General features: G+C 73.3%; 25 protein-coding genes. 15 read left to right on the top strand and 10 right to left on the bottom strand.

Going from position 1 to position 25,866, the window contains the following annotated elements; translation table 11 throughout:
* Positions 1 to 118: 118 nt before the first annotated feature.
* Positions 119 to 322 (bottom strand): PspC domain-containing protein, encoded by a 204-nt coding sequence (locus tag ACFY3U_RS25595; protein WP_387206162.1) that lies wholly within the window; start codon positions 320 to 322, stop codon positions 119 to 121.
* 297 nt (positions 323 to 619) lie between these two features.
* Here ACFY3U_RS25595 and ACFY3U_RS25590 point away from each other — a divergent pair, with 297 nt between their 5' ends.
* From ACFY3U_RS25590 to ACFY3U_RS25560, 7 genes are all read left to right on the top strand, one after another.
* On the top strand, positions 620 to 1,990 hold the full coding sequence (locus tag ACFY3U_RS25590; RefSeq protein WP_387206160.1) for an L-serine ammonia-lyase: 1,371 nt from the start codon (positions 620 to 622) through the stop codon (positions 1,988 to 1,990).
* A gap of 74 nt (positions 1,991 to 2,064) precedes the next feature.
* On the top strand, positions 2,065 to 2,892 hold the full coding sequence (locus tag ACFY3U_RS25585; protein WP_387206158.1) for an ABC transporter permease: 828 nt from the start codon (positions 2,065 to 2,067) through the stop codon (positions 2,890 to 2,892).
* Positions 2,893 to 2,895: 3 nt separating this feature from the next.
* On the top strand, positions 2,896 to 3,639 hold the full coding sequence (locus ACFY3U_RS25580; RefSeq protein ID WP_387206156.1) for an ABC transporter ATP-binding protein: 744 nt from the start codon (positions 2,896 to 2,898) through the stop codon (positions 3,637 to 3,639).
* On the top strand, positions 3,636 to 5,597 hold the full coding sequence (locus ACFY3U_RS25575; RefSeq protein WP_387206155.1) for a DUF5941 domain-containing protein: 1,962 nt from the start codon (positions 3,636 to 3,638) through the stop codon (positions 5,595 to 5,597). The genes ACFY3U_RS25580 and ACFY3U_RS25575 overlap by 4 nt, the downstream gene beginning before the upstream one ends.
* A gap of 16 nt (positions 5,598 to 5,613) precedes the next feature.
* Positions 5,614 to 7,800, top strand: a complete 2,187-nt coding sequence (locus ACFY3U_RS25570) for a CDP-glycerol glycerophosphotransferase family protein (RefSeq protein ID WP_387206172.1) — start codon at positions 5,614 to 5,616, stop codon at positions 7,798 to 7,800.
* A 101-nt stretch (positions 7,801 to 7,901) separates the two neighbouring features.
* A complete protein-coding gene (locus tag ACFY3U_RS25565; protein ID WP_387206153.1) occupies positions 7,902 to 9,200 on the top strand; it encodes an ABC transporter ATP-binding protein in 1,299 nt (432 codons plus the stop codon).
* Positions 9,201 to 9,440: 240 nt separating this feature from the next.
* Positions 9,441 to 10,403, top strand: a complete 963-nt coding sequence (locus ACFY3U_RS25560; protein WP_387206151.1) for a peptidoglycan-binding protein — start codon at positions 9,441 to 9,443, stop codon at positions 10,401 to 10,403.
* A 347-nt stretch (positions 10,404 to 10,750) separates the two neighbouring features.
* Here ACFY3U_RS25560 and ACFY3U_RS25555 read toward each other — a convergent pair whose 3' ends face one another.
* The 3 genes from ACFY3U_RS25555 to ACFY3U_RS25545 form a co-directional block, all read right to left on the bottom strand.
* Positions 10,751 to 11,164 (bottom strand): hypothetical protein, encoded by a 414-nt coding sequence (locus tag ACFY3U_RS25555; RefSeq protein ID WP_387206149.1) that lies wholly within the window; start codon positions 11,162 to 11,164, stop codon positions 10,751 to 10,753.
* Complete coding sequence (locus ACFY3U_RS25550; protein ID WP_387206147.1) at positions 11,127 to 11,777, bottom strand: DUF433 domain-containing protein; 651 nt, start codon at positions 11,775 to 11,777, stop codon at positions 11,127 to 11,129. Before ACFY3U_RS25550 ends, ACFY3U_RS25555 begins: the two co-directional genes overlap by 38 nt.
* 120 nt (positions 11,778 to 11,897) lie before the next feature.
* Positions 11,898 to 12,227, bottom strand: coding sequence for a hypothetical protein (locus ACFY3U_RS25545; protein WP_387206145.1), 330 nt, complete (start codon positions 12,225 to 12,227; stop codon positions 11,898 to 11,900).
* Between the two features lie 434 nt (positions 12,228 to 12,661).
* Here ACFY3U_RS25545 and ACFY3U_RS25540 point away from each other — a divergent pair, with 434 nt between their 5' ends.
* Entirely contained in the window at positions 12,662 to 13,462 is an 801-nt protein-coding gene (locus tag ACFY3U_RS25540; protein ID WP_387206143.1) for a Scr1 family TA system antitoxin-like transcriptional regulator, read from the top strand.
* Positions 13,453 to 13,641, top strand: a complete 189-nt coding sequence (locus ACFY3U_RS25535) for a DUF397 domain-containing protein (protein WP_387206141.1) — start codon at positions 13,453 to 13,455, stop codon at positions 13,639 to 13,641. Before ACFY3U_RS25540 ends, ACFY3U_RS25535 begins: the two co-directional genes overlap by 10 nt.
* An 85-nt stretch (positions 13,642 to 13,726) precedes the next feature.
* Here ACFY3U_RS25535 and ACFY3U_RS25530 read toward each other — a convergent pair whose 3' ends face one another.
* Both ACFY3U_RS25530 and ACFY3U_RS25525 read right to left on the bottom strand, forming a co-directional pair.
* Positions 13,727 to 14,044, bottom strand: a complete 318-nt coding sequence (locus tag ACFY3U_RS25530) for a helix-turn-helix domain-containing protein (protein WP_387206139.1) — start codon at positions 14,042 to 14,044, stop codon at positions 13,727 to 13,729.
* Entirely contained in the window at positions 14,041 to 14,403 is a 363-nt protein-coding gene (locus ACFY3U_RS25525) for a type II toxin-antitoxin system RelE/ParE family toxin (RefSeq protein ID WP_387206137.1), read from the bottom strand. The genes ACFY3U_RS25530 and ACFY3U_RS25525 overlap by 4 nt, the downstream gene beginning before the upstream one ends.
* 134 nt (positions 14,404 to 14,537) lie before the next feature.
* Between ACFY3U_RS25525 and ACFY3U_RS25520 the strand changes: the two genes are divergently transcribed.
* From ACFY3U_RS25520 to ACFY3U_RS25510, 3 genes are read left to right on the top strand one after another with little or no spacing between them, the layout of a single operon-like run.
* Positions 14,538 to 15,005, top strand: a complete 468-nt coding sequence (locus ACFY3U_RS25520; RefSeq protein ID WP_387206135.1) for a DUF4442 domain-containing protein — start codon at positions 14,538 to 14,540, stop codon at positions 15,003 to 15,005.
* Between the two features lie 56 nt (positions 15,006 to 15,061).
* Entirely contained in the window at positions 15,062 to 15,811 is a 750-nt protein-coding gene (locus ACFY3U_RS25515) for an HAD family hydrolase (RefSeq protein ID WP_387206133.1), read from the top strand.
* On the top strand, positions 15,808 to 18,180 hold the full coding sequence (locus ACFY3U_RS25510; protein ID WP_387206131.1) for a glycoside hydrolase family 65 protein: 2,373 nt from the start codon (positions 15,808 to 15,810) through the stop codon (positions 18,178 to 18,180). Before ACFY3U_RS25515 ends, ACFY3U_RS25510 begins: the two co-directional genes overlap by 4 nt.
* 42 nt (positions 18,181 to 18,222) lie before the next feature.
* Here ACFY3U_RS25510 and ACFY3U_RS25505 read toward each other — a convergent pair whose 3' ends face one another.
* Positions 18,223 to 18,402: a hypothetical protein gene (locus ACFY3U_RS25505; protein ID WP_387206129.1), complete on the bottom strand. Its 180-nt coding sequence runs from the start codon at positions 18,400 to 18,402 to the stop codon at positions 18,223 to 18,225.
* Between the two features lie 212 nt (positions 18,403 to 18,614).
* Here ACFY3U_RS25505 and ACFY3U_RS25500 point away from each other — a divergent pair, with 212 nt between their 5' ends.
* Positions 18,615 to 19,268: a dienelactone hydrolase family protein gene (locus tag ACFY3U_RS25500; RefSeq protein ID WP_387206127.1), complete on the top strand. Its 654-nt coding sequence runs from the start codon at positions 18,615 to 18,617 to the stop codon at positions 19,266 to 19,268.
* A gap of 225 nt (positions 19,269 to 19,493) precedes the next feature.
* Here ACFY3U_RS25500 and ACFY3U_RS25495 read toward each other — a convergent pair whose 3' ends face one another.
* Entirely contained in the window at positions 19,494 to 20,630 is a 1,137-nt protein-coding gene (locus tag ACFY3U_RS25495; RefSeq protein ID WP_387206125.1) for an AI-2E family transporter, read from the bottom strand.
* 93 nt (positions 20,631 to 20,723) lie between these two features.
* Complete coding sequence (locus ACFY3U_RS25490) at positions 20,724 to 22,181, bottom strand: hypothetical protein (protein ID WP_387206123.1); 1,458 nt, start codon at positions 22,179 to 22,181, stop codon at positions 20,724 to 20,726.
* 98 nt (positions 22,182 to 22,279) lie between these two features.
* Here ACFY3U_RS25490 and ACFY3U_RS25485 point away from each other — a divergent pair, with 98 nt between their 5' ends.
* Positions 22,280 to 22,462: an antitoxin gene (locus ACFY3U_RS25485; protein ID WP_387206121.1), complete on the top strand. Its 183-nt coding sequence runs from the start codon at positions 22,280 to 22,282 to the stop codon at positions 22,460 to 22,462.
* Between the two features lie 96 nt (positions 22,463 to 22,558).
* On the opposite strand, the gene ACFY3U_RS25480 is transcribed toward ACFY3U_RS25485, so the two are convergent.
* Positions 22,559 to 24,328: a SpoIIE family protein phosphatase gene (locus ACFY3U_RS25480; RefSeq protein ID WP_387206119.1), complete on the bottom strand. Its 1,770-nt coding sequence runs from the start codon at positions 24,326 to 24,328 to the stop codon at positions 22,559 to 22,561.
* Between the two features lie 226 nt (positions 24,329 to 24,554).
* On the opposite strand from ACFY3U_RS25480, the gene ACFY3U_RS25475 reads away from it, so the two are divergent.
* Entirely contained in the window at positions 24,555 to 25,823 is a 1,269-nt protein-coding gene (locus tag ACFY3U_RS25475) for an alkaline phosphatase (RefSeq protein WP_387206117.1), read from the top strand.
* Positions 25,824 to 25,866: the final 43 nt, after the last annotated feature.

Raw genomic sequence — 25,866 nt, 5'->3', positions numbered from 1 at the left:
TTTGGGGGGGGGGGGGGGGCGCCCCCGCCCGCCCCCCCCCCCCCCCCCCACCCCCCCCCCCCCCCCGCCCCCGGGGGGGGGGGGGGCGCCCCCCCCCCCCCCCCCCCGGCGCCGCGGATCAGTGGCTGGTGGCGTACCGGTCCTCGTTCGGCATCAGGACCCACAGCACCAGGTAGACGATCACCTGGGTGCCGGGCAGCAGCAGCGACAGCAGGAACAGCAGCCGGATCAACCCGGCCGAGGTGTTGAACCGGCGGGCCAGGCCGGCGCAGACACCGGCGAGCATGCGCCCCTCGCGGGGCCGGACCAGTTTGCGACTCATCGTCGTACTCCCACTCTGCGGCGATCCCGCCGCGCTGTACTCCACGGTAGGAAGGGGTGGCCACCTCGCCCTCCGTCCGGAGGATGACCCGGTGGCCCGGTACCCGTAGGTGGTTACCCCCGCGGCCCGTCGCTGACGCCCGACGTTCAACGGCACGACGCGGAGGCGGTCGAGCCGGCCGGGTAGGCTCGCCGGTCGGGCGCCCCCACCCCGGGTGTCCGCCAGCCGCCCCGACCGGGGGCGGCGAGACCGGGCCGGACCCCGCACCACCGGGGACGACGGCGAGGAAGTGCAGCCATGATCAGTGTTTTCGACCTCTTCAGCGTCGGCATCGGCCCGTCCAGCTCGCACACCGTGGGCCCGATGCGGGCGGCCCGTACGTTCGTCACCGGGCTCAAGGCCGACGGGCTGCTCAGCGGCGTCACCCGGGTGCAGGCGGAGCTGTTCGGCTCGCTCGGCGCCACCGGGCACGGCCACGGCAGCGACCGGGCGGTGCTGCTCGGGCTGGAGGGCGAGGCCCCGGAGACGGTCGACACCGACACGGTGGCGCCCCGGGTGGCCGCGATCCGCGCCGGCCGGCGACTGACCCTGCTCGGCGCCCACGAGATCGACTTCGACCCGGACCGGGACCTGACGCTGCACCGCCGCCGCTCCCTGCCGTACCACCCGAACGGGATGACGTTCGTGGCGTACGACGCGGCGGGCGGCCAGGTCCGGGCGCGCAGCTACTACTCCGTCGGCGGCGGGTTCGTGGTGGACGAGGAGGCCGCCGGGGCGGACCGGATCAAGCCGGACACCACCCGGGTGCGCCACCCGTTCTACACCGGCGCGCAGCTGCTCGACGTCACCGCGGCCACCGGGCTGTCGATCAGCGAGGTGATGCTCGCCAACGAGCTGTCCTGGCGCGGCGAGGCGGACGTCCGGGCCGGCCTGCTGGAGATCTGGCGGGTGATGCGGGAGTGCGTCGAGTCGGGCTGTGAGCGCGACGGGGTGCTGCCCGGCGGGCTGAAGGTGCGCCGCCGGGCGGCGGAGCTGCGTCGCAGCCTGGCCGCGGACACCGACTCCGCCGACCCGCTGCGCGCGATGGACTGGGTGACCCTGTTCGCGCTGGCGGTCAACGAGGAGAACGCGGCCGGCGGCCGGGTGGTCACCGCCCCGACCAACGGTGCGGCCGGGATCATCCCCGCGGTGCTGCACTACTACACCCGGTTCTCACCGGGCGCCTCGGACGACGGGGTGGTCCGGTTCCTGCTGGCCGCGGGCGCGATCGGGGTGCTGTTCAAGGAGAACGCGTCGATCTCCGGCGCGGAGGTGGGCTGCCAGGGCGAGGTCGGCTCGGCCTGCTCGATGGCGGCGGCCGGGCTGGCCGAGGCGCTGGGCGGCACCCCGGAGCAGGTGGAGAACGCCGCCGAGATCGGCATGGAGCACAACCTGGGGTTGACCTGCGACCCGGTCGGGGGGCTGGTGCAGATCCCGTGCATCGAGCGCAACGCGGTGGCTAGCATCAAGGCGATCACCGCGGCCCGGCTGGCGCTGCGCGGCGACGGTGTGCACCACGTCTCGTTGGACAAGGTCATCAAGACCATGCGGGAGACCGGCGCCGACATGAAGGTCAAGTACAAGGAGACGGCGCGGGGCGGCCTGGCCGTCAACGTGATCGAATGCTGAGTCCCGCCGCGGCGGGGCGCTCGTTCACCGACCGGTAACCTGTCGTCCGTTTCCTCTCCAGGCGGGAGGCGGCGGTGACCTCTGCGGTCGGGGCGTTGTGGTCGCACCGCAACTCGCTGCGGATCCTCGTCAAGCGGGACCTGGCGGTCAAGTACCAGCAGTCCGTGCTGGGTTACCTCTGGTCGCTGATCGAGCCGCTCGGCATGGGCGCGATCTACTTCTTCGTCTTCGGGGTGCTCTACTCCGGGGACACCTCCCGGCACCTCGGCGAGGCCGCCGGGTCGTACCCGCTGTTCCTGATCACCGGGATCTTCGCCTGGATGTGGACCAGCTCGGCGCTGAGCGAGGCGACCAACGCGCTGACCGGCCAGTCCCGGCTGATCACCACGATGAACGTGCCCCGGCAGGTGTTCCCGATCGGGCGGGTCACCGGCCGGTTCGCCGAGTACGTCGCCGGCCTGCCGATCCTGTTCGCCATCGCCGCCGGCTACGCCGCGCACGGGCGGATCCGCCTGGGCTGGTCGCTGCTGGCCCTGCCGCTGGCGGTGCTGGTGCAGGGCGTGCTGCTGGTCGGCCTGGCGCTGCTGCTGTCGGCGATCAACGTGCTGATGCGCGACGTCGAGCGGTTCATGCGGCTGATCATCCGGGTGCTCTTCTACGCCACCCCGATCATCTACCCGTTGAGCCTGGTCCGCGGCTCCCACCTGCCGGGCTGGGTGAAGACGCTCTACGAGCTGAACCCGCTGGTCGGCATCTTCCAGCTGCAGCACGCCATCTGGTATCCGGACGAGTTCCCGGACGCCCGGCTGCTGCTCACCACCGTCGCCGGCAGCCTGCTGGTGCTGGCCGCCGGCTGGTGGGCGTTCCGCCGGCTGGAGCCGGCCGTGCTGAAGGAGCTCTGACGGGTGGCCCCGATCATCGAGGCCGACCGGCTCGGCATCCGCTTCGTCCGTAACCGCCGCCGGCAGCTGCGGCTGCGGGAGCTGTTCATCCACCGTGGCGGGCGGGGGGCGCCGCCCGGCCAGTTCTGGCCGCTGCGGGACGTCTCGTTCACCGTGACGGCCGGTGACACGCTCGGCGTGATCGGGCGCAACGGCACCGGCAAGAGCACCCTGCTGCGGCTGATCGCCCGGGTGCTGATCCCGGACGAGGGGCGGATCACGGTGCGCGGCGACGTGGCGCCGCTGCTGGAGCTGTCCGCCGGGTTCTCCAACGAGCTGACCGGCCGGGAGAACCTGCACCTGGTCGGCGGCCTGCACGGGCTCTCCCCGGCGTACCTGAAGCGGCACTTCGACGACATCGTCTCGTTCGCCGGCGAGCAGGTGGAGCGGGCCATCGACACCTCCGTCCGGCACTACTCGTCCGGGATGAAGGTGCGGCTGGGCTTCGCGATCATCTCCCACCTGCCGCACCCGATCCTGCTGATGGACGAGGTGACGGCGGTGGGCGACGCGGAGTTCCGCGAGAAGTGCTACTCGACCATCGACCGACTGCTCGCGGAGGGGCGCACCCTGGTGCTGGTGTCACACAACGAGAAGGACCTGACCCGGTTCTGCCGGCGGGGGCTCTACCTCTCCGACGGGCGGCTGGTCGTCGACGGGACGGTCGCCGAGGCGTTGGAGGCGTACCACGCCGCGGTTCCGCGGTGACGCTGGCGATCGTGCTCGCCGCCGGCGCGCCGGCCGCGGGGCTGCCCACCGGCACCGGTGAGCCGCTGGTCGAGCGGCTGGCGCGGCAGTGCCGCGAGGCCGGGGCGGAGGAGGTCCGGCACGCCGCCGACCTGGGCGAGCTGGCCGACCTGGTGGCCGCCGCCACCGGGCCGGTGCTGGTGACCGGCGCCGACCTGGTCGCGCACGGCACCGTGCTGCGGCACCTGCTCACCAGCCCGGTCGGGCCGACCGTGGCGCTGGTGCTCACCGACCCGCCGGCCGCCGGCCGGGTGGCCGTCCGGGAGGAGCGCGGCCAGGTGGTCGAGGTCGGCGCGCGGCTGACGGACCCGACCGGGGTCTTCGGCGGGGCGCTGCGGGTGGGCGGGGCCGACCTGCCGCCCCTGGCCGCCGCCGCCCGGGCCGCCGCCGCGCCGCCGGACCGCGCCGCCGCACCGGCCGGGCCCGCCGTGGACCGGCTGTTCGCCGCGCTCGCCGCGCGCGGCACGCTGACCTTCGCCCACCGGGTACGCCTGCTCGTGGCGCACCGGGTCGCCGACCCGTACGAGCTGTCGGTGGCCGAGGCGGCGGTGGCCGGGGTGGACGAGGATCGGGCGAGCCTGCGGCTGGCGGTCAAGGAGCGGGACGACTTCTTCACGACGTTCTTCGTCAGCACCTGGTCGCCGTACCTGGTGAAGCTGGCCGCCCGGGTGCGGCTCGGGCCGACCGCGGTGACCTGGCTGTCGGTGCTGCTCGCCGCGGCAGCGGCGGTGCTGTTCGGGGCGGGTGGCCGGCTGGCACTGGTGACCGGGGCGGTGCTGCTCTACCTCGGCTTCGTGCTCGACTGCGTGGACGGGCAGCTGGCCCGCTACACCCGGCACTTCAGCGCCTGGGGCGGCTGGCTGGACACGATGGCCGACCGGCTGAAGGAGTACCTGGTCTACGCCGGCCTCGGCTACGGCGCGACCGCGGCCGGGTTCCGCCACGGCTGGGCGCTGGCGATCGCCGCGATGACCCTGCAGACCGTGCGGCACATGACCGACACCTGGTACGGCGTGCTGCACGACGAGGCGGCCCGCCGCCCCCGCCCGGCGGCCACCGTCGGCGGTGGCATCGGCGACCGGTTGAACGCCGCGTCCACCCGGGTGCAGGCGGACACCGGCTCGGTGTCGTACTGGCTGAAGCGGACGGTGGTCTTCCCGATCGGGGAGCGGTGGGCGCTGATCGCGGTCACCGCCGCGCTGTTCGGCCCGCTGGTCAGCCTGCTCGCCGTGCTGACCTGGGGCACGCTGGCGTTCGGGTACACCGGGGCGCTGCGTACCCTGCGGGCGCGCTGGATGCGGGTGCCGGTGCTGGACACGGTGGACGCGACGCTGCACCGGGACGACGGCCCGGCGGCCGCCCGACTGCCCGCGGTACGCCGGCCGGGGCCGCTGCCGTCGGCGGTGCTCGGCGCGCTCGGCCCGGCCGCGTTGCTGGTCGCCGAGGCGGTGCGGGTCGACCGGCCGTGGCCGTGGGTGCCGGTGGCGCTGCTGGTGCTGCTGGTCGGCGGGCTGGGCGCGGGCGCGCCGCACGACGGGCCGCTGGACTGGCTGGTGCCGGCGGCGCTGCGGGCCGGTGAGTACCTCTTCGCGATCGCCGTCGGGGTGGCCGGCGGCGCGCCGGCCTGGCTGATCTTCGGGTACGTCCTGGTGCTCACCCTGCACCACTACGACCTGACCGCCCGGCTGGAGAAGCGGCAGGCCGCCCCGCCGCTGCACGGCTGGACGCTCGGCTGGGAGGGCCGCTCGGTGCTGCTGGCACTCGCCGCGATCACCGGTACGACGGGTGCCGGGATGGCTACACTCGGCGCGTACCTTGTCGTGGTTTTCCTGGTGAGCGTGGCCCTGGCCTGGGTCGTCCCGCCCACCCGCGGCACCGGGGCGGCGACCGCGCCGGCCCGGAGCGGGACGCCGGGCTGACGGACGGGCGGTGCGGATGACCCTGATCAGCTTCGTCGTCCCCGCCTACCGGGTGCAGGGCTACCTGCGGGAGTGCCTGGACTCGCTGCTCGACCAGCCGTTCCGCGACATCGAGGTGATCGGCGTCGACGACGCCTCGCCGGACGCGGTCGGCGAGATCCTGACCGAGTACGCGGCCCGCGACCCCCGGGTCCGACCGCTGCTGCTGCCGGAGAACGTCGGCTTGGGCGCGGCCCGCAACGCCGGGCTGGACCGGGCCGTCGGCGAGTACGTCTGGTTCGTCGACGGCGACGACTGGCTGGAGCCGGACTGCCTGGCCGAGGTGGCCGAGCGGCTGGTCGCCACCCGCCCGGACGTGCTGGTGGTCGACCACGTCCGGCGGTACTGGGACGACACCGTGACGCCCAGCGCGCTGGTGGAGGTGTTCCCGGAGTCGCCCGGCGCGGCGACCTTCCGGCTGCGGGACCGGCCGGAGGCGGTCCGGCTGCTGCACACCGCCTGGAACCGGCTGGTCCGCCGGGAGTTCCTGGTCGAGCTGGGGCTGCGCTTCGCCGACGGCTGGTACGAGGACGTGTCGTTCAGCTACCCGGTGCTGCTGGCCGCCGAGCGGATCGGCGTGCTGGACCAGGTCTGCGTGAACTACCGACAGCGCCGTGCCGGCGCGATCACCCGCACCCGGGGTGAGCGGCACTTCGAGGTGTTCGGGCAGTGGCACCGGGTGTTCCGGCTGATGGACCGCTGGGGCGAGCCGGTGGCGCCGCTGCGGCCGGTGGTCTTCGAGCGGATGATCTGGCACTACCTGACCGTGCTGGGCAACGGCGAGCGGATCGCGCCGCAGCTGCGGCGGCCGTTCTTCGACCGGATCACCGCCGGTCACCGGCGCTTCCGGCCGCCGGGCGGCTACCCGGCGCCACCCGGGGTGGAGGGGCTCAAGCACCGGCTGGTGGCGGCGGGCCGCTGGCGTACCTTCAGCGCGCTGCGGGAGGCCAACCAGGCCCGGGTCGCGGTCCGCGCGGCCGGCCGGCGGGCCCGGCCGGTGGCCCGGCACACCGGCCGGCTGACCCGCGACGCGCTGCTGCGCGAGTACTACCGGGCCGAGCTGCGCCGGCCGATCGACCCGACCCTCGCCGTCTTCGCCGCGTACTGGTATCGGGGGTACGCCTGCAACCCGGCCGCGATCCACGCCGCCGCCCGCCGACTGGCCCCCCAGGTACGCGGGGTCTGGGTGGTCCGCCGGGACCGGGTCGACGCGCTGCCGCCCGGGATCGAGTACGTGGTGGCCGGCACCCCGGGCTACTACCGGGCGCTGGCCCGGGCCCGCTGGCTGGTCAACAACGTGAACTTCCCCGACTTCGTCCGCAAGCGACCCGGGTCGGTGCACGTGCAGACCCACCACGGCACCCCGGTCAAGGTGATGGGGCTCGACCAGCAGCGCTACCCGCTGGGCGCGGACGGGCTGGACTTCGCCGACCTGCTGCGCCGGGTGGACCGCTGGGACTACAGCGTCACCGCGAACAGCTTCTCCACCCAGATGTGGGAGCGGGCGTACCCGGCGCGGTACGTCACCCTGGAGGTCGGCTACCCGCGCAACGACCGGCTCGCGCTGGCCACCGCCGACGACGTACGCCAGGCCCGGGACCAGCTCGGCATCGGCGCGGACGAGCGGGTGGTGCTGTACGCCCCGACGCACCGCGAGCACCTGCCCCGGTACCGGCCGCCGTTCCCGGAGCAGCGGCTGCTGGAGGTGCTCGGGCCGGCCGGCCGGTTGCTGATCCGCAGCCACTACTTCCTCGACCGGGGCGACCGGACCGAGCGGCGCACCGGCGGCCGGATCCTCGACGTGACCGACCACGGCTGCGTGGAGGACCTCTACCTGGCCGCCGACGTGCTGGTCACCGACTACTCGTCGGCGATGTTCGACTACGCCGTGCTGGACCGCCCGATCGTGCTGTACGCCCCGGACTGGGACGCCTACCGCCTCGCCCGCGGGGTCTACCTGGACGTGCTGGCCGAGCCGCCCGGCGCGGTGACGCGCACCTTCGACGAGCTGTGCGCGGCGTTCCGGGACGGCACGGTGGACGGTGCCGAGGCGGGGCGGGCCCGGCGGCGGTTCCGGGAGCGGTTCTGCGCGCTGGAGGACGGGCACGCGGCGGAGCGGGTGGTCCGCCGGGTCTTCCTGGAAGAGCCCGACCGAACCGCGTAATGGCGGCGTAATTAATCGAACATGGCACGTTTACCCGATGTGCTAAGCCGGAGATGCTCGTCACAGTCAAGCGGGGTTTCACCGAGCTTGGGGAGGACACGGTGACGACCGTCGCGCTGAAGGATGTCACCAAGGTGTTCCAGGACGGGACGCTCGCGGTCGACGCGGTCAACCTCGACGTCAACGACGGCGAGTTCATGGTGCTGCTCGGGCCGTCCGGCTGCGGGAAGTCCACCGTGCTGCGGATGGTCGCCGGGCTGGAGGACCCGACCTCCGGCGCGGTGATGCTGGACGGCGAGCTGGCCAACGACCTGCCGCCCCGGGAGCGCCGGATCGCGATGGTCTTCCAGGACTTCGCGCTCTACCCGCACATGACGGTGGGCGACAACATCGGCTTCCCGCTGAAGCTCTCCGGCGTCGAGCCGACCCCGCGCGGCGAGCGGGTGCAGGACGTCGCCAGCGCGCTGGGCATCGGCGACGTGCTGGCCCGCCGGCCGAGCCAGCTCTCCGGCGGGCAGCGGCAGCGGGTGGCGATGGGTCGGGCCATAGTGCGCCGGCCCGGCCTGTTCCTGATGGACGAGCCGCTGTCCAACCTGGACAGCGGCCTGCGCGCCGAGCTGCGCGCGGAGATCTCCGGCCTGACCCGCGAGCTGGGCGTCACCACCCTGTACGTCACCCACGACCAGGCCGAGGCGCTGACCATGGCCGACCGCGTGGCGATCATGCGCAAGGGCGTCCTGCAGGACGTCGGCAGCCCCACCCAGGTGTACGGCCGGCCGGCCACCCTCTACGTCGCCGCGTTCCTGGGCAGCCCACGGATGAACCTGCTGGAGGCGTCCGTCTACGTGCACCTCGACCGGTACGTCACCCTGACCCTCGGCGAGCAGGCGCTCTACCTGCCGTGGGACGACATCCGGTCCCGCGCGGTGGCGCACTACCACGGCGAACGGATCGTGGTCGGCATGCGCGCCGAGGCGCTCACCCCGGTCGCCCCGGACACCCCCGGCGACGTTCTCCAGGGCCGGATCCGCTACCTGGAGCACCACGGCCACGAATCGCTGGCCTTCCTCGACATCGGCGCCACCGCGATCGTGGTGGACGAGATGGGCGCCCCGCTGGAGGGCGCCGGCACCGGGCAGCGCGGGCTGCGCCGCTTCGGCCAGGTGATGCAGCGGCTCACCGGCCGCGTCGGCGAGGAGGCCGAGCCGGTCTCCGGCGCCGGCCGCACCAGCGTGCTCAACGACCCGGGCCGGCACCACCGCCGGCCGGCCGAGTTGGCGGTACGCCTCGCGCCGTACCCGGCGATCTCCGCCGGGCACCCGATGTCGGTGGCGGTACGGATGGACGCGCTGCACTTCTTCGACGAGCGCGGCGACCGGATCGACGTCGGCTGGCGCTGAGGGGTGCGCCGGGCCGGCTGCACAACCGGGCGTTACGGCTGGTCGTCCGGCTCGGGGCCGACCGGCCGGCTTCGGTGGCGAGCACGACCGGCAGGTTCGGATGGGAATCCCTGATCGGCGACGCGGTGCCCATCGAAGCTCTTGCATCGAAACTGGCCGATCGATATTCTCCGTGCGCTGACTGGCGGCCCAACAAAAGCGGCTGCCGGGCGCGCCCTCTCCCCGATCGTTTGGAGCACTGTGAAGAAGTTCCTCGTAGGCTTTGCCGGCAGCGTGGCCGCAGCCGTCCTCCTGCTCGCGGCGCCGCAACCGGCCCAAGCCGCACCGGCCTGGCCCACACTGGGCGACGGCGCGAACGGCGCGAACGTGGTCACCGCACAATTCCTCCTCCGGCACCACGGACTGTCACTCACCGTGGACGGTGCGTACGGTAGTGGCACCCGCGCCGCAGTTGTCTCCTTCCAGGCCGGCCGCGGCCTTACCGCAGACGGAAACATCGGCAGCAGCACGTGGACCGCGCTGGCCGCCCAAGTCGCCCCCGGAGACAACAACAACGCGGTCCGTGCGTTGCAGACGGCACTCAACAAGTACGGATACGGGCTCGGCGTCGACGGTGCCTTCGGAACCAGCACGACCAACGCCGTCAACGACTTCAAAGCCCGCAATGCCCTTACCGGCGGCGGTGTCGTCGGCACCACCACATGGCAGTTCCTGGTCGCCGGCGGGGCCGGCGGCGGCGGCGCCTACCGGCTACCCATCGACCATTCCCTGCTGCCGCGAAGCGAATTCGACGATCCACACCACGACTACCCCGCCATCGACCTGCCGCTCAGCACCGGGGTCACCACCTACGCGATGGCCGCCGGCACGGTGGTCTATGCCGGTGGCGGCTGCGGCCTCGGCGTCGGGATCAACGCCGACGACGGGGCCTACTACCAGTTCTGTCACTTCTCGTCTCGGTCGGTGTCGCCGGGCCAGCGAGTCGTCCCCGGCCAGGTGATCGGCGCGGTCGGCAGCACTGGTAACAGCAGCGGCCCCCACCTGCACATCGAAATCCGGGTCGACGGCGGCAATCGCTGCCCGCAGCCCATGCTGCTGGCCCTCTACGACGGTGCCTCGGTGCCGTCGCCGCAATCCCTGCCGTCGAGCGGCTGTTACTCCGCTTCACTGGCCCGCGCCACCGCATCGGACTGGATCCGCTGAGACCGCGACCCCGTGCGGACCCGGCGACCGCCAGGTCCGCACGCGGTCCGTCAGATGCGGTACGGCTGTTCGGCAACGGCTACGTCTGGTCCTCCGGGTCGCTGCGCGCGGCGGATTCGGCGGCAAGAGCGTCTCCAGGGTGCTGTCGAAGCTGAACCTGCGCTCCCGGGTCCAGGCCGCAATTCTCGTGCAGGAGATGTAATCGGCCGGCCTCGTCGACCGGTAGACAGCAAGGATCGGCGCCATGGGCGCTCAGTGGAACCGATAGGTGGTGGCGGGGACCGCGCCCTGCTGCCGCAAGTGCGTAGCCACGCCGCGCAGCAGCACGCCGACGTGGGGCCATGGCCTCATCGCTTGCGTCGGGGTGGCCCCTTCTCGTGGATGACGAAGAAGCCGTTACGGCGGTCCAGCACCGACTGGTGGATGGGGCCGCGTTGATTGTCGAAGCGATCCGCCCGTACCTGCACCGCCAGCTCGGAGCTGTCCAGGCAGTGGTTGCACGCCTTGAACCGGCGGAGCAGAGCACGCACCTCGACCTGGGGCGAGATGCGCAGATCCTGGGTGAGCAGTGCCCAGCCTCGGCTCAGCCCGTACTCGATCCAGTTCGGGTCGCTGACGTGCTGCGCATCGTCCGGGAAGTGATCACCGATGACGTGGATGAGCCAGCCTCTGCTGATCAGGAGACGTGGTGCGCCCTTGCCCAGACAACGATCGGCGAAGAACTCAGGCGGCGACCCGGACGAGCGCTTCGACCTGGTCAACGGTCAGGCCGTATTCGTCGGCGACGACATCGAGGGGTTCTCCAGCTCTCCACATACCCAGCACGGCGGAAACGGGGACCTTCGCGGTTTCGATGATCGGTGCGCCCCAGGCGAAGCGCGGATCGATCACCACCTCTGCGATGGCGGGATCGTACCGACGGAGGGTGAGCCTGGTGGGGAACTCGTCGTCGTCGGTCCAGGCGATGTAGCGGAGGTAGTCGTTGATGACCTGGCGCAGGGGCATCTGCCGATCACCGGCGCGGGCCAGCTCGTCGGTGTCCAGGTAGTGGATGAAGACGTCGACGCCGTCCGTCGCGATCCGCCGGCTCGCCAGCCCGTACTCGGTGTCGAACTGCCGTCGGATGTCGGTCGCGGCGGCGCGGATCTTGTCCGTGGGGAGGCCGAGCTTGCGCAGTGAGCGCAGCACGTAGGCCTCGACCAGCGCCACGAACGGCACCGAGGGTTGGCCTCGACGTTGCGGCTTGATGCTGTGCACCAGGGGGTGCCCGGCCGCGTTCTCGCTCAGCCAGCGGTGCATGGTGCGCTCCGGCACCTGGAGGTGCTCGGACGCCTCCAGGGGAGTCAGCAGCGGTACGGTGAAACGGTCGATCATGCCCCTCACCTCCTCCCGTTCGAGGATCCCACACAGCGCACCGGACCCGCGGCCCCGTCAGGCTAAACCTCGCCACCGCGCGGCGTCGTGCTCGACGCCGGAGTGGCGAACACGGGTGCGTCAGGGTGGGGGTCGGCGGCGGTACGGGCCCCAGGCGACGAAGCGGTCGAACAGCTCGGTCGGGGACGGGCCGTCGTCGGGGTGGAGCCGGTATAGATCGCGTGCCGCCTCGTAGAGCAGCCCGCACAGGTAGAGCGACAGCCCGATCGGGTTGTCCGCGTACTCGGTCTTGAGCAGCAGGCGGGCCCGGCCGCAGGGCCAGGGTTGGCCGCAGGCCCGGCAGCACCACATCGGGCGCAGCGGGGTGTGCGGGGTGGCCTGCGGCGGGTACGGGCGGGGGCGGTCGCCGGCCGGTCCCTTGCCCGGCTCGGGAAGCAGGTGGCTGATCACGACGGGTTCAGTGGGCGGCGTGGCGCGGGGCAGCGACCGCCGTTCGCCCGGAACTGTTGCGCGGGGGTGAGGCTGCCGGCCTGGCCCGGGCCGTTCATGGGCAGCGGTCGGGTCGGTTGCCGCATCCACTCGGGCAGGTTGTCCCCGCGTATCCGCTGGGGGAGCGTCGGGGTGGTCGTGCCTCGGCAGCGGAACCAGCGCAGCCTCATCGGCGGTCTCCGTTCGTCGGTGTGGTCGTGGCGGGCCGCCCCGGCCGGGGGGGGACCGGGCGGGGCGGGCCGGGCAGAAGCCACCCCGTCCTCAGTGGATGGGAGCGGCTCCGCTGCGTGACAGTCTGGTCACCGTGCCGCTAGGGTCGGAAGGCTTCGCGCCTCCACCCCGCCGGCCGTGCGTGCGGCCGTTTCCCGTGTACAGAGACGTGCAGAGGTGTGCAGATGAGTCGGTTGCCGATGCTGGAGCTGTTCGCCGGTGAGCTGCGCCGGCTGCGCTCCGATGCCGGGCTGTCCCAGGAGACGCTGGGCGAGCGGGTCAGCTACTCGGCGTCGCTGGTGGCCGCGGTGGAGCAGTGCCGGCGGCCACCCCGGGAGGAGTTCGCGCACCGCTGCGACGACGTGCTGGGGGCGGGTGGCCTGCTGGTGCGCATCCGGGAGGCGATCCTGCGGGAGAGCCTGATGCCCTGGTTCCGCGAGTGGGTCACCATCGAGCAGGAAGCCACCACACTGCGGAGCTTCCAGCCCCTGGTGGTGCCGGGCCTGCTGCAGACCGAGGGGTACGCCAGAGCGCTGTACGAGGGTGCGGCCCAGCTCGCCGGTGAAGAGATCGAGCAGCCGCTCGCCGCCCGGCTGGCCCGGCAGGCGGTGTTGACCCGGCCGGGCCCGCCGCAATTCGTGGCGGTCCTGGATTACACGGTGCTGGAACGCCCTGTCGGTGGCCCGGAGGTGATGCGGGAGCAGTTGCGGCACCTGCACGAGGTGGGCTCCCGCCCCCGGGTGCACCTGCATCTGGTGCCTTGTGGCACGGGCGCCTACCCAGGTCTCAACGGTGCCTTCGTGTTGGCCACCCCTCCCGACGGCGACGATCTCGGCTATCTGGACAACCAGCTGCAGGGCACGATCGTCGAGCGAACCGGGGACGTAAACTCGCTGCGGCAGATCTGGGAGTCCGTGCGGGCGGAGGCGTTGCCACACGGCGCGACCATGGCGGCGATCTCGAAGGCGGCGGAGCGATGGACCTGACTGGCGCGATCTGGCGCAAGAGCACCCGCAGCAGCGGCAATCAGGGCGACTGCGTCGAGGTGGCGGACAATCTGGCCGGCGTGGTCGGCGTACGGGACAGCAAGGACCGGGGCGGGCCGGTGCTGACCTTCACCCCGGGTGACTGGGCGGCGTTCGTGGAGTTCGCCAAGCGGAGCTGACCAGCTCTGCCGGGGGCATTACGAGGCGCGCCTGAGCTCATCGACCACCTGCCTTCCGTGGTCGGCGGCCTCGCGGCAGGGCGGGCTATGCGATGGCGGCGATGTCGCCGTCGTCGAAGTAGATGGCTTGGTGGAGGCGTCCGCCGAGGGCGGTGGCGTACCGGGCGACGATGTCTTGGCCGGAGATCTTGCCTTGTTCGATCTGAGAGATTCGGCCTTTGGTGACGCCCATGCGGTCGGCGACCTGTTGTTGGGTCAGGCCGCGGGCGCGGCGTACCTCGGCGAGACGGTGCCCGACGACGGCGGCGAGTAGTTCCTGCTTGCCGGCTTCGACGGCCTCTTCGCCGCCGGCGCGCTCGACGTGGGCGGCGCGGATGTCGCGCCAGCGTGCGTAGCTGCTCATGGCTGTCGGCCCTCCTCCGCGCGTTCCTTCAGGTAGATCTCGTAGCGTTGCTCGGCCAGGGGGATCGCTTCTGTGTACCACTGCTGCCAGCGTCCGGCCTTGTCTCCGGCGACGAGCAGGATGCTGGAGCGCCACGGGTCGAAGGCGAACAGAATGCGCACGGTGCCGGGGCGCAGCTCTTTCAAGTTGGCGATCGACGATCCGTGGATCGTGTCGACCAGCGGCCGGCCGAGCCCTGGACCGGCTTCGGCGAGTAGGTCGATGGCTTGCACGACGCGGGCGTGGGTGAGTGGATCGAGGCTGTCGATCCACTCCTGTACCTCGTTGACGAGGTAGATCTCCCACTCGTCGGTAGCCACCCGCGGAGTATAGCGGATGCTATACCTAGGGCGTCGACGCTTTCACGCCGCGCGACTGGGCGGTGTTCGTGGCGTTCGCCAAGCGGAGCTGACCACCTCTTGCCCGGAAAGTTACCGGGAAGTAACGTCGGGGCATGACCATCGACTCTCGCCAGGTGGCGGCCGGAATGCTCCAGGCCGTCCCGTTCGCCCGTACCCTCGGTTTCGAGTTCGTGGAGGTCGCGCCCGAGGCCGACGGCGGCGTCCGGGCGGTCGTCCGGCTGCCCGACACCCCGGCCACCCACAACCACGTGGGCGGCCCGCACGCCGGGGCGATGTTCACCCTCGGCGAGACGGCCTCCGGCACGGTGGTGATGGCGGCCTTCGGTCACGTGCTCGACCGCGCGGTGCCGCTCGCGGTGCGCGCCGACATCGCGTACCGGAAGCTGGCCATGGGGTCGGTGCGGGCCACCGCCCGGCTCGGCCGCACCCCGGCGGACGTGCTCGCCGAGCTGGACGCCGGCCAGCGGCCGGAGTTCCCGGTCGAGGTGGAGATCGGCACCGAGGACGGCACCGTCACCGCGACCATGACGGTGGTCTGGACGCTGCGCCCGAATCGCTGACACGCGCCACACCCGAATGCGGTTTGCCCCGGCGGCCGGGTGGAAAGATTCCACCCGTGCTGGGTCTCCCCGATCATGTGACCGCGTGTCTCTTCGATCTGGACGGTGTGCTGACGCAGACCGCCAAGGTGCACAACGCCGCCTGGAAACAGACCTTCGACGACTTCCTGCGCCGCCACGCGGCGGAGACCGGTGAGCCGTTCCGGCCGTTCGACCCCGGGCTGGACTACAACCGGTACGTCGACGGCCGACCCCGGGCGGACGGGGTGCGCACCTTCCTCGCCTCGCGCGGCATCACCCTGCCCGAGGGTCAACCCGACGACCCGCCGGAGGCGGACACCGTCAACGGGGTCGGCAACCGTAAGAACGTCGTCCTGCTCGACACCATCCACCGGCAGGGCGTCGACGTCTATCCCGGCTCGGTGACCTACCTGCGCGCGGCGGTCGCCGCCGGGCTGCGCCGGGCGGTCGTCTCCGCCAGCGCCAACTGCCAGGACGTGGTGGCCGCCGCCGGGCTGGAGCCGCTGCTCGAGGCGCGGGTCGACGGGGTGGTCGCCCGGGCCGAGGGGCTGCGCGGCAAGCCGCACCCGGACACCTTCCTGGCCGGGGCGAAGCTGCTCGGCGTCGAGCCGGCCAACGCCGTCGTCTTCGAGGACGCCCTCGCCGGGGTCGAGGCCGGGAAGGCCGGCGGCTTCGGCTACGTGGTCGGCGTCGACCGGGTCGGTCAGGCCGACGAGCTGCGCGCGCACGGCGCCGACATCGTGGTCACCGACCTCGCCGACCTGCTGAAGGGGGCGGCGGCATGATCCGCGAACGCGCCTATCCGGTCGAGCCGTGGCACGTCCGGGAGACCCGGCTGGACATGGACGTGCTGGCCCAGTCCGAGTCGGTCTTCGCCCTCTCCAACGGGCACATCGGGCTGCGCGGCAACCTCGACGAGGGGGAGCCGCACGGCCTGCCCGGGACGTACCTCAACTCGTTCTACGAGCTGCGGCCGCTGCCGTACGCGGAGGCGGGTTTCGGGTTTCCCGAGTCCGGCCAGACGATCGTCAACGTCACCAACGGCAAGCTGATCCGGCTGCTGGTCGACGACGAGCCGCTGGACCTCCGGTACGGCGAGCTGATCTCTCATGAACGCACTCTCGACCTGCGCGCCGGCACCCTGCAGCGGGAGATGCACTGGCGCTCGCCGGCCGGTCGGGAGATCAAGGTACGCAGCACCCGGCTGGTCTCCTTCACCCAGCGCTCGGTCGCCGCGATCCACTACGAGGTGGAGGCGGTCGACGGCCCGCTCCGGCTGATCCTGCAGTCCGAGCTGGTGGCCAACGAGACCCTGCCCCCGCAGAGCCGGGACCCGCGGGTGGCCGCGGTGCTGGAGTCGCCACTGCAGGCGGAGGAGGAGCTGACCACCGACGACGGCGGGCTGCTCATCCACCGCACCAAGGTCAGCGGGCTGCGGGTGGCGGCCATCATGGGCCACGACGTGCACGCGCCCGGCAAGGTCGACGTCGAGTCCGAGGGGTACGAGGACTGGGTCCGTACCACCGTGGGGTGCGTGCTCAAGCCGGGCGAGACGCTGCGGGTGGTCAAGTACCTCACGTACGGCTGGTCCAGCCGCCGGTCGCTGCCGGCGCTGCGCGACCAGGTCGGCGCGGCGCTCGCCGCGGCCCGGCTGGCCGGCTGGGAGGGGCTGCACCGCGAGCAGCGGGAGTATCTGGACACCTTCTGGGACGCCGCCGACGTGCGGGTCGAGGGCGACCCGGAGGTGCAGCAGGCCGTCCGGTTCGGGCTGTTCCACGTGCTGCAGGCCGGCGCCCGCGCGGAGCGCCGGCCGATCTCGGCGAAGGGCCTGACCGGTCCCGGGTACGACGGGCACGCGTTCTGGGACACCGAGATGTTCGTGCTGCCGGTGCTGACCTACACCCAGCCGACGGCGGTGCGGGACGCGCTGCACTGGCGGTACTCCACATTGGAGCAGGCGCAGGAGCGGGCCCGGACGTTGAACCTCCAGGGTGCCGCGTTCCCGTGGCGCACCATCGAGGGCCCCGAGTCGTCCGCGTACTGGCCGGCCGGCACGGCGGCGTTCCACATCGCCGCCGACATCGCCGACGCGCTGCGCCGGTACGTGCTGGTCACCGGGGACGAGCAGCTGGAACGGGAGATCGGCCTGGAGCTGCTGGTGGAGACCGCCCGGCTGTGGCGCTCTCTGGGGCACCACGACCGGTGGGGCCGGTTCCACATCGACGGCGTGACCGGCCCGGACGAGTACACCGCGGTGAAGAACGACAACGTCTACACCAACCTGATGGCCCAGCGGAACCTGCTCACCGCCGCGGACTGCGCGATGCGCTACCGCGACGAGGCGATCAACCTCGGGGTGACCGAGGAGGAGGCCGCGGCCTGGCGGGACGCGGCGAACGACATGCACGTCCCGTACGACGCGGGGCTGGACGTCCACGAGCAGGTGGAGGGCTTCACCCGGTTGCAGGAGTGGGACTTCGAGCACACCCCGGCCGAGAAGTACCCGCTGCTGCTGCACTACCCGTACTTCGACCTGTACCGCAAGCAGGTGGTCAAGCAGGCCGACCTGGTGCTCGCCATGCACTGGCGGGGCGACGCGTTCAGCCCCGGCGAGAAGGTGCGCAACTTCCTCTACTACGAGCGGCGCACCGTCCGGGACTCCTCGCTGTCGGCCTGCACCCAGGCGGTGATGGCGGCCGAGGTGGGCCACCCGGAGCTGGCGCACAGCTACCTGCGCGAGGCCGCGCTGATGGACCTGCACGACCTCAACGACAACACCCGCGACGGCGTGCACATGGCCTCGCTGGCCGGGTCCTGGATCGCGCTGGTGGCCGGCTTCGGCGGGCTGCGCGACCACGACGGGACGCTGTCGTTCGCGCCGCGGCTCTCCAGCCGGTTGAGCCGGTTGGAGTTCTCCCTGCAGTGGCGCGGGATGCGGCTGCGGGTGGACGTCCGGCCGCACCAGACGACGTACTCGCTGCGCAACGGCGGGCCGGACACGGAGATCGAGGTGCAGCACCACGACGAGCGGATCAAGGTGACCAGCGCCGCGCCGGTCACCGTCCCGGTGCCGCCCGCGCAGCCGTCCGGCCCCGCCCCGCAGCAGGCCCCGGGCCGCGCTCCGCTGCTGCGGCTGCCCGAGTCGCGCACCTGATCCGCCGCCGCGCGGGACCACGGTCCCGCGCGGCGGACCGGCTCAGAACTGCGGGCCGTTGGAGGGTCGGCCGCCCGCGTCGCGCGGGCTGACCGCGCGCGGGTCCTCGGGCGTACGCGCCCGCGCCGCCGCGTCCGCCCAGTCCCGATCGCGTTCCGCGTCCTGATCGCGACGTTCCTGGTCGGCGGGCTGCAGCTGTTCGGACGTCTTCCGCTTGGCCATGACGATCCTCGCGATCTGCCGGGGCGCGGCTGCGCCGACTGCTGAGGTCACGGGTCGCCTTCCCGGTCACCCCGGAGGCAAACGACGTCATTCCTCAAGGTGCCGCGGGACGCTCGGCGGCGGCCGCGGGCCGACGACCGAGCGCCCCCTCGCCGGGTGAGGGCCGCCGCCCGGCGGGTACCCGAGAGCGGACGACGAGGTGAGGAGACCGCATGGGTACGCGCGAGGTGATCGTCCCGGTCGGGGCCGTCCGGCTGCCGGCCGACGTGGACGGGCCGGACGACCCGACCGGGGTGGTGCTCTTCGCGCACGGCAGCGGCAGCTCCCGGCACAGCCCGCGCAACGTGGCGGTGGCCGAGGTGCTCCAGCGCGCCGGGCACGCCACCGTGCTGGTCGACCTGCTCACCGCCGAGGAGGACGCCGTCGACGCGGTCACCGCCGAGCTGCGCTTCGACATCGGGCTGCTCGCCGAGCGGCTGGCCGGGATCGTCGACTGGTTGGGCACCGACCCCGCCCTGGGCCGGCTGCCCGTCGGCCTGTTCGGGGCGAGCACCGGCGCGGCGGCGGCGCTGGTCGCGGCCGCCGACCGGCCGGAGCGGGTGGCGGCCGTGGTGTCCCGGGGCGGCCGGCCCGACCTGGCCGGGGCCGCGCTCGGCGGGGTGCGCGCGCCGACCCTGCTGCTGGTGGGCGGGAACGACGAAGAGGTGATCACGCTGAACGAGCGGGCCGCCGCCCGGCTGCACGCCCCGTACGAGCTGCGGATCGTGCCCGGCGCGACACACCTGTTCGAGGAGCCGGGCGCGCTCGACCAGGTGGCCGACGCCGCGGCCGGCTGGTTCGCCACCCACCTGCGCGTCCCCGCCTGACCTCGTCCGCGCGGACCGCCCGGGGGTGGTGGGAGTTCGCTACGAACTTGATGACGTGCGCGAATCAGCGGTGGCTACGGTGATCCGCCGACGCCATCAAGTTCGTAGCGAGTACGGAGGGTACGGGCGTCGGCGCGCGGGCGATCAGCCCGCGCGCCGCAGCGAACCGTCAGGCTGGCCGCGCACGCGGCGAACCGTCGGGCTGGTCGGGCGTGGGCGGCGCGGTCAGGCCGGCTCGGTCGGCGGCGGCGAGGCCCGAGGTGGAGCCGCCGTCCGTTCCCGGTGCTGCTGGACGGTGTCCACCACCCGGTAGACGACCGCGGCGATCGGCACCGAGACGAACGCGCCGGCCACCCCGGCGATCAGCGTGCCGGCGGTGACCACCACCAGGATCACCGCCGGGTGCAGCTGCACCTGCCGCTTCATGATCAGCGGCTCCAGCAGGTTGCCCTCGATCTGCTGCACGGCGATCACCGCGGCCAGTACCAGCAGGGCCGTGGTCGGGCCCTTGGCCGCCAAGCCGACCAGCACGGCGACCGCGCCGGCCACGGTGGCCCCGATGATCGGCACGAAGCCGCCGAGGAAGGTGATCAGCGCCAGCGGCAGGGCCAGCGGCACCCCGAGCAGCACCAGGGCCAGCCCGATGCCGATCGCGTCGATCGCCGCGATGATCATCGTGCCCCGGCTGTACGCGCCCAGCGTCCGCCAGCCGACCCGGCCGGCCTCGGCGGTGACCTCGCGGTTCGGGCCGGTCAGCCGGCGTACCGTCCAGTGCCACATCGAGCGGCCGTCCTTGAGCAGGAAGAACAGCAGCACCAGGGCGAGCAGGGCGGAGCCGGCCACCTCGGCGGCCGTCCGGGCCCCGCCGACCGGGTCGAAGCCGCCCGCACCCGAGCGGATCTGCTCGACCAGCTTGTCCAGCTGGGCGTCGCTGACCGGCAGGGTGTCGGTGACGAAGTCCCGGCTGCGCTGCAGGCCCTGGTCGAGCTGCTGGCTCAGCTCACCGAACTGCGCCGCCGTCAGGTTCCACACCAGCGCGCCCACGCCGCACAGGATGCCGAGCAGCAGCAGGATGGTCAGCAGCGCGGCCGGCGCCGCCGGCACCTTCAGCCGGCGCAGCCGGACCAGCACCGGGTCGAGCAGCGCGGTGAGGAAGAGGGTGACCGCCAGCGCGATCGCCAGCGGGGCGAGCAGCACCGCCAGCTTGCCCAGCTGGTAGAGCCCGAACACCACCACGATCAGGCAGGCGCTCCACACCACCGCCGTGCGGACCAGCCAGGGCAGTGCCGCCCAGGCCTGCCGCGGCCCCGGGCGGGCGCCCGCCGCCGACACCTCGGGCGTACGCCCGCTCCCATCGACCACGTCGACCCTCCTCGTCTCGGCGGGCTCGATACCCGACCGGCCGCGCCGCGACACCCGCTGAGATCAACGCGTGCCCCACGGCAAGGGTTCCGATCAGGGGAGCGCCGGCCACGCCGCCAGGTAACCGCCGCCCTCGCCCGCCTGCGCCGGCTCGTGCCGGTGGAAGGGCCGCCGGTCCACCCGGGCCGCCGCCACCGCCACCCCCGCCCCGGCGGCCAACCCGCGGACCTCGCCGGCGCCGCCGTCGGTGAGGACCGTCCAGGTGGTACGCCGCCGCAGGTCGGCGGAGAGCACCAGCACCCAGGCGTCACCCCCGGCGTACGGGGCGAGCCGCCGGCCGTTGAGCGTGAGCCGGTCCCGGTCGGCGATCTGGTACGCCGACACCCCGCCGGCGTAGATCCGGCCCCGCTCGTCGGCGGTCACCGCGTACGGCGTGATGGTGTTGCCCTTGCCGCCGCCCAGCCGGGCGAGCAGCAGCTGACCGGCCAACTGCCGCCCGGACGCCGGGTCGAACCGGGCCAGGTAGGTCTGCTTGGCGCCGCCGGTGTTCGACGACTCGGTGAACTCGTCGATCACCACGTTCGGCGCCGGCCGGTCCAGGTCGGCGGCCGAACGGGCGAAGACGCTGTTCCCGCCGTCGGTCACCCCGGCCAGGTAGAGCCTGCCGTCGCGGCCCACCGCCACCCGCTCCACCCGGCTGTCCGCGCACCGGTCGCCGAGCCGGTCGGCCGGGTGGTCGTACGCCCGCCAGCGCAGCACGCCCCGCCGGTCGTAGGCGTGCAGCCAGGGGATCTGTACCGGGACGCAGCGGCCGGCCGAGGCCTGCCGGTAGCCGCCGACGATGACCAGGCCGCTGCGGTCGTCGACGGCCACGTCGGCGATGGACCGCCCGGTCGGCCGGATCGCGGTCAGCGGGGCGCCGTCCCGGCCGTACACCCGGACGGTGCCGTCCACGACGGCGGCGACCGTCCCGGCGGACCCGACCGCGACCCGGTCGGCGGCGGCCGGGCGCCGCCACCGGACGGCGGTGCCGGTCGGGTCGAGCAGCAGCAGGTCACGGTCGGTGGCGACGGCGATGTCCCCGCCGTCCCGGCGCACCTCCAGGTCCCGCACGACGCCGGAGAGTCGGGTGACGCCGCGCAACCGGCGGCCGTCGCCGTCCAGCCGCAGCACCGCGCCGGCCCCCGACCCGAGGGTGGTGGTCGGCGCGCCCCGCACCCCGGTGAACCGGCCGCCGACCACGATCTCGCAGGTCGGCGCGATGTCCACCGCGTTCGCCTGGTCCCGGTCGTCGCGGCCCAGGTAGCCGGCGGAGAGCGGGTCGAGGGCGCGGGACGAGCGCGGGGTGGCGGTCGGGCGCGGGCAGCCGGCCGGGACGGCGGCGGCGGTGGGGGAGGCGGCGGTGGCGCGCGGTGTGGCCGGTGCGGCCTCGCCGGTGGCCGCGGTCCGGTCCGGCGCGTTCCAGCGGGCCGGCTCGGGGCCGCGGTCGGCGCCGCAGCCGGCGACCAGGGTCAGGGCGAGGACGGTGGCGATGAGGCGCGGGCGTCGCACGGGGAAGGTGCCTTTCGCGGGGGTCGCGGCGATCCTACGGGTGTTTGCCGCCGACAACCGGGGGAACCCAGATCTCGACGGATCAGGAGGGAGCCCGGATGAGTGACTTCATGGACAAGGCGAAGGATTTCGCCGACAAGCACGACAAGCAGGTCGACCAGGGCCTCGAGAAGGCCGGCGACTACGCCGACCAGCGCACCGGCGGCAAGTACGACGAGCAGATCGACAAGGGCGTCGACATGGCGCAGCAGCGCACCGGCGAGGGCGACCAGGTTCGCTGACCGTCCGGATGTTGCCGGGTCACCCGATGCGGGTGACCCGGCATCATCGTGTCCACCCGCCGGCGTGGCCCGGCAGCTCGGGGCCCTGGGCGCCCGTCAGCCGCCGACCCGGTCCATCGCCGAGGGACTGTCCGCTGTGGACGCGGGTGGCGCGGGCGCCGCCGCGGCGCCCAGCAGCGGGAAGCACAGCAACGCGATGTCGTCCGCGGCCGGTCGCCGCCCGCGCGCTGTGGTGATCAACCGTTCCGTCCAGTCGTCGTCCTTGGCGCCGTCCGCGGCCACCGCCTCGGCCAGCCGGTCGATGCCCGCGTCGATCACCTCGTCGCGCACCTCGACCAGACCGTCGGTGTAGAGCACCACCATCGCGCCGGCCGGTGCGGGTCGCTCCTGGTCCGGCCGGGCGCCCCGGCCCACGCCGAGCGGCCGGCCGGTGGCGGCGAGCCGCTGCACGGTGCCGTCGGGCAGGCGCAGCAGCGGCGGCGGGTGCCCGGCCGAGGCGTACCGGAGGGTGCCGGCGGCCGGGTCGGTGAGCACGCAGGCGGCCGTCGCGAAGACCACGTCGGGCAGCGCCTCGACGAAACTGTCCAGCTCGGTCAGTAGCGCGCCCGGGCCGGCGACCCGGCCGGCCAGCGCCCGCGCCGCCGTCCGCAACTGCCCCATCGCCAGCGCCGCCCGTACCCCGTGGCCCACCACGTCGCCGACCAGCAGCGCGTGCCGCCCCTCGCCGAGCGGGATCACGTCGTACCAGTCGCCGCCCGCGTTGAGCACCGACGGCGCCGGAAGGTACCGCCCGACCGCGCCCGCCGGCAGGTCCTCGGTGAGCAGCCAGCGTTGCAGGTCGACCACGGCGTCGTGCTCGTCCTGGTGCACCTGGTCGCGCTCGGCGGTCAGCCGGTCGATCCGACGGCCGGCCAGCCAACCGCTGACCAGCGCCAGGGTGACCAGCAGCAGGACGCCGCCCAGCCAGGCGGCCAGCTGCCGGTCCGGCCCGCGCATCGCGTCCGCGGTCGGGCGTTCCAGCGCCACGTACTCCCCGAACCGGCCGATCCTGGTCCAGCCGACGATCTGGTCGGGCCGGCCGCTGAGCCCGACCCGTTCGGCCTGGGCGCCGCTGGCGAAGGTCTCGCCGCTGCCCCGCAACCGGCGGTACGCGGTGGTGCCGGAGATGTCCCGGGTGCGCTCGGCGGCGCCCGGGCCGACGACGAGCTGCCCGGCGCGGTCCACCACCAGCAGGTCGGTGTCGGGCCCGTAGAACTCGGCGCCGATCTGGGTCGCCTGCTGGCCGGCCACGGCCCGGATCCAGGGGATGCCCCAGCCGCCGGCCAGCACGCCGTTCAACCGGCCGCCGGCGTCGGTGGTCGGCACCGCGAAGACCATCACCTCGCCGCTGAACACCGGCGAGGTGAGCGCCGGGCTGGTGGTCCACTCCGCCCGGTCGACCGCGATGTCGCGCCACCAGTCCGCGGCCACCCGGGTGCCGACGGTGGCCCGGGTGGCCGCGCGCACCGTCCCGGTGAGGTCGAGCCAGGTCAGGCCGCCGACGAAGCCCACCTCGTCGCCCCGGACCGTGCGGAGCCGCTCCTGGGCCAGCGCCGGGTCGCCCCCGGTGAACGCCCGGCCGGACGCCACCGTCTGGAGCAGTCGGACCAGGGAGATCCGGCCGCCGTACACGTTGGCGGCGACGGTCTGGCTGCGCAGTCCCACCTCGCTGACCGCGGCGGCCCGCTCCGTGCGCCAGGTTGCCACCGCGATCAGCGCGCCGGCAGAGCCGAGCGCGAGGGTCACCACGAGGACCGCGGCGAAGAGTCGACGGCCCGCCCCGAGGCTGGTCGCCGGGCGCCGGCCGGGGGCCGCTGGTCCGGTCACGATCCCCACGATGGCAGCCCGTGGCCTGGACCGGTAGTGGCCGGACCGGTACGACCCGCGCCCCACCCGGCGGCCGGGCCAGCGGCTGGGCGGGCGATTCTCAAGATCGTTGCCCGAGGCGACAAAAGTTGGTCGATGGTCGGCGCCTGTTCAACTCCCGGCCAGCTCCCGGGCCGGTACTGGTTGTTGCGTAGAAGGTGCCAATGCCCATTCGCTAGGAGGACTAGTGACTCTCCGCTCCAGCCGCTGGCTGCTCGCTCCCGTCGTCGCGGGGGCAGTCGCCGCCGCCGGACTGAGCTTCGCCAACCCGATCACGGCCGCCGACGCCGGCTCGGGTCACGGCAAGGCTCGCAACGTCATCTTCATCAACGGCGACGGCATGTCCGCCGCGCAGCGCGAGGCGGCCCGCCTCTACCTGGCCGGCCTCGAGGGCCAGCTGACCATGGACAAGCTGCCCTACTCCGGGCAGCTCACCACCAGCCCGCGCGACCCGAAGTCGCCGATCACCGACTCCGCCGCCGCGGCCACCGCGTGGTCCACGGGCGAGAAGACCTACAACGGCGCGATCAGCGTCGACACCGACGGCAACCCGCTGCCGACCCTGGGCGCCCAGGCCAAGGCCGCCGGCAAGGCCACCGGCCTGGTCACCACCGCCCAGGTCACCGACGCCAGCCCGGCCGCGTTCTTCGCCAACACCGCCAACCGCTCGGCGCAGGACGAGATTGCCCGGCAGTACATCGAGGTCACCAAGCCGGACGTCATCCTCGGCGGCGGCGAGGACTGGTGGCTGCCCGCCGACAAGGCCGGCGCGTACCCGGACCACCCGGCCGAGGACCCGAGCGAGGCCAGCAAGGGCACCAAGGGCGACCTGATCGCCAAGGCCCGCAAGGCCGGCTACCAGTACGTCTCCACCGCCGACCAGCTGGCCAAGGCCAAGGTGCGCAACGGCAAGCTGCTCGGCCTGTTCGGCAACGAGGAGCTGTTCCAGCAGCGGCCGGAGGGCGAGGGCGACCTCTACAACCCGCCGGCCAGCCTGGCCACGATGACCACCAAGGCGCTGGACACCCTCTCGAAGAACAAGAAGGGCTTCTTCCTCTTCGTCGAGGAGGAGGGCATCGACGAGTTCGCCCACGAGAACAACGGCGGCAAGATGCTCCAGGCCCTCGGCGAGCTGGAGAAGGCCGTGGCGGTCGCCCGCAACTACGCGGCGACCCACCGGGACACCCTGGTCGTGGTGACCGGTGACCACGAGTGCGGCGGCCTGACCGTCGAGGACACCGGCACCGCCGACGAGTCCGGCGACGGCATCTCCCGCGAGGACGGGCCGTTCCCGATCAAGGGCAGCAGCCTGAGCTTCAACCTGGACTGGACCACCAGCGGCCACACCGGCGTCGACGTGCCGGTCACCGCGTACGGCCCGCTGGCGGAGCAGTTCACCGGCAAGCACCCGAACACCCACGTGCACGACGTGCTCGAGCAGATCCTCACCCGCTGAGCCCGCGCGGTCGTGCCCTCCCGTCCCCGTGACGGGAGGGCAC

The organism is Micromonospora sp. NPDC000089 (genome assembly GCF_042899365.1).
In the GTDB taxonomy this organism is placed as follows: Bacteria; Actinomycetota; Actinomycetes; order Mycobacteriales; family Micromonosporaceae; genus Micromonospora.
Note: the sequence above shows the minus strand (reverse complement) of the source record. Positions and strands in the feature narration are given on the sequence as shown.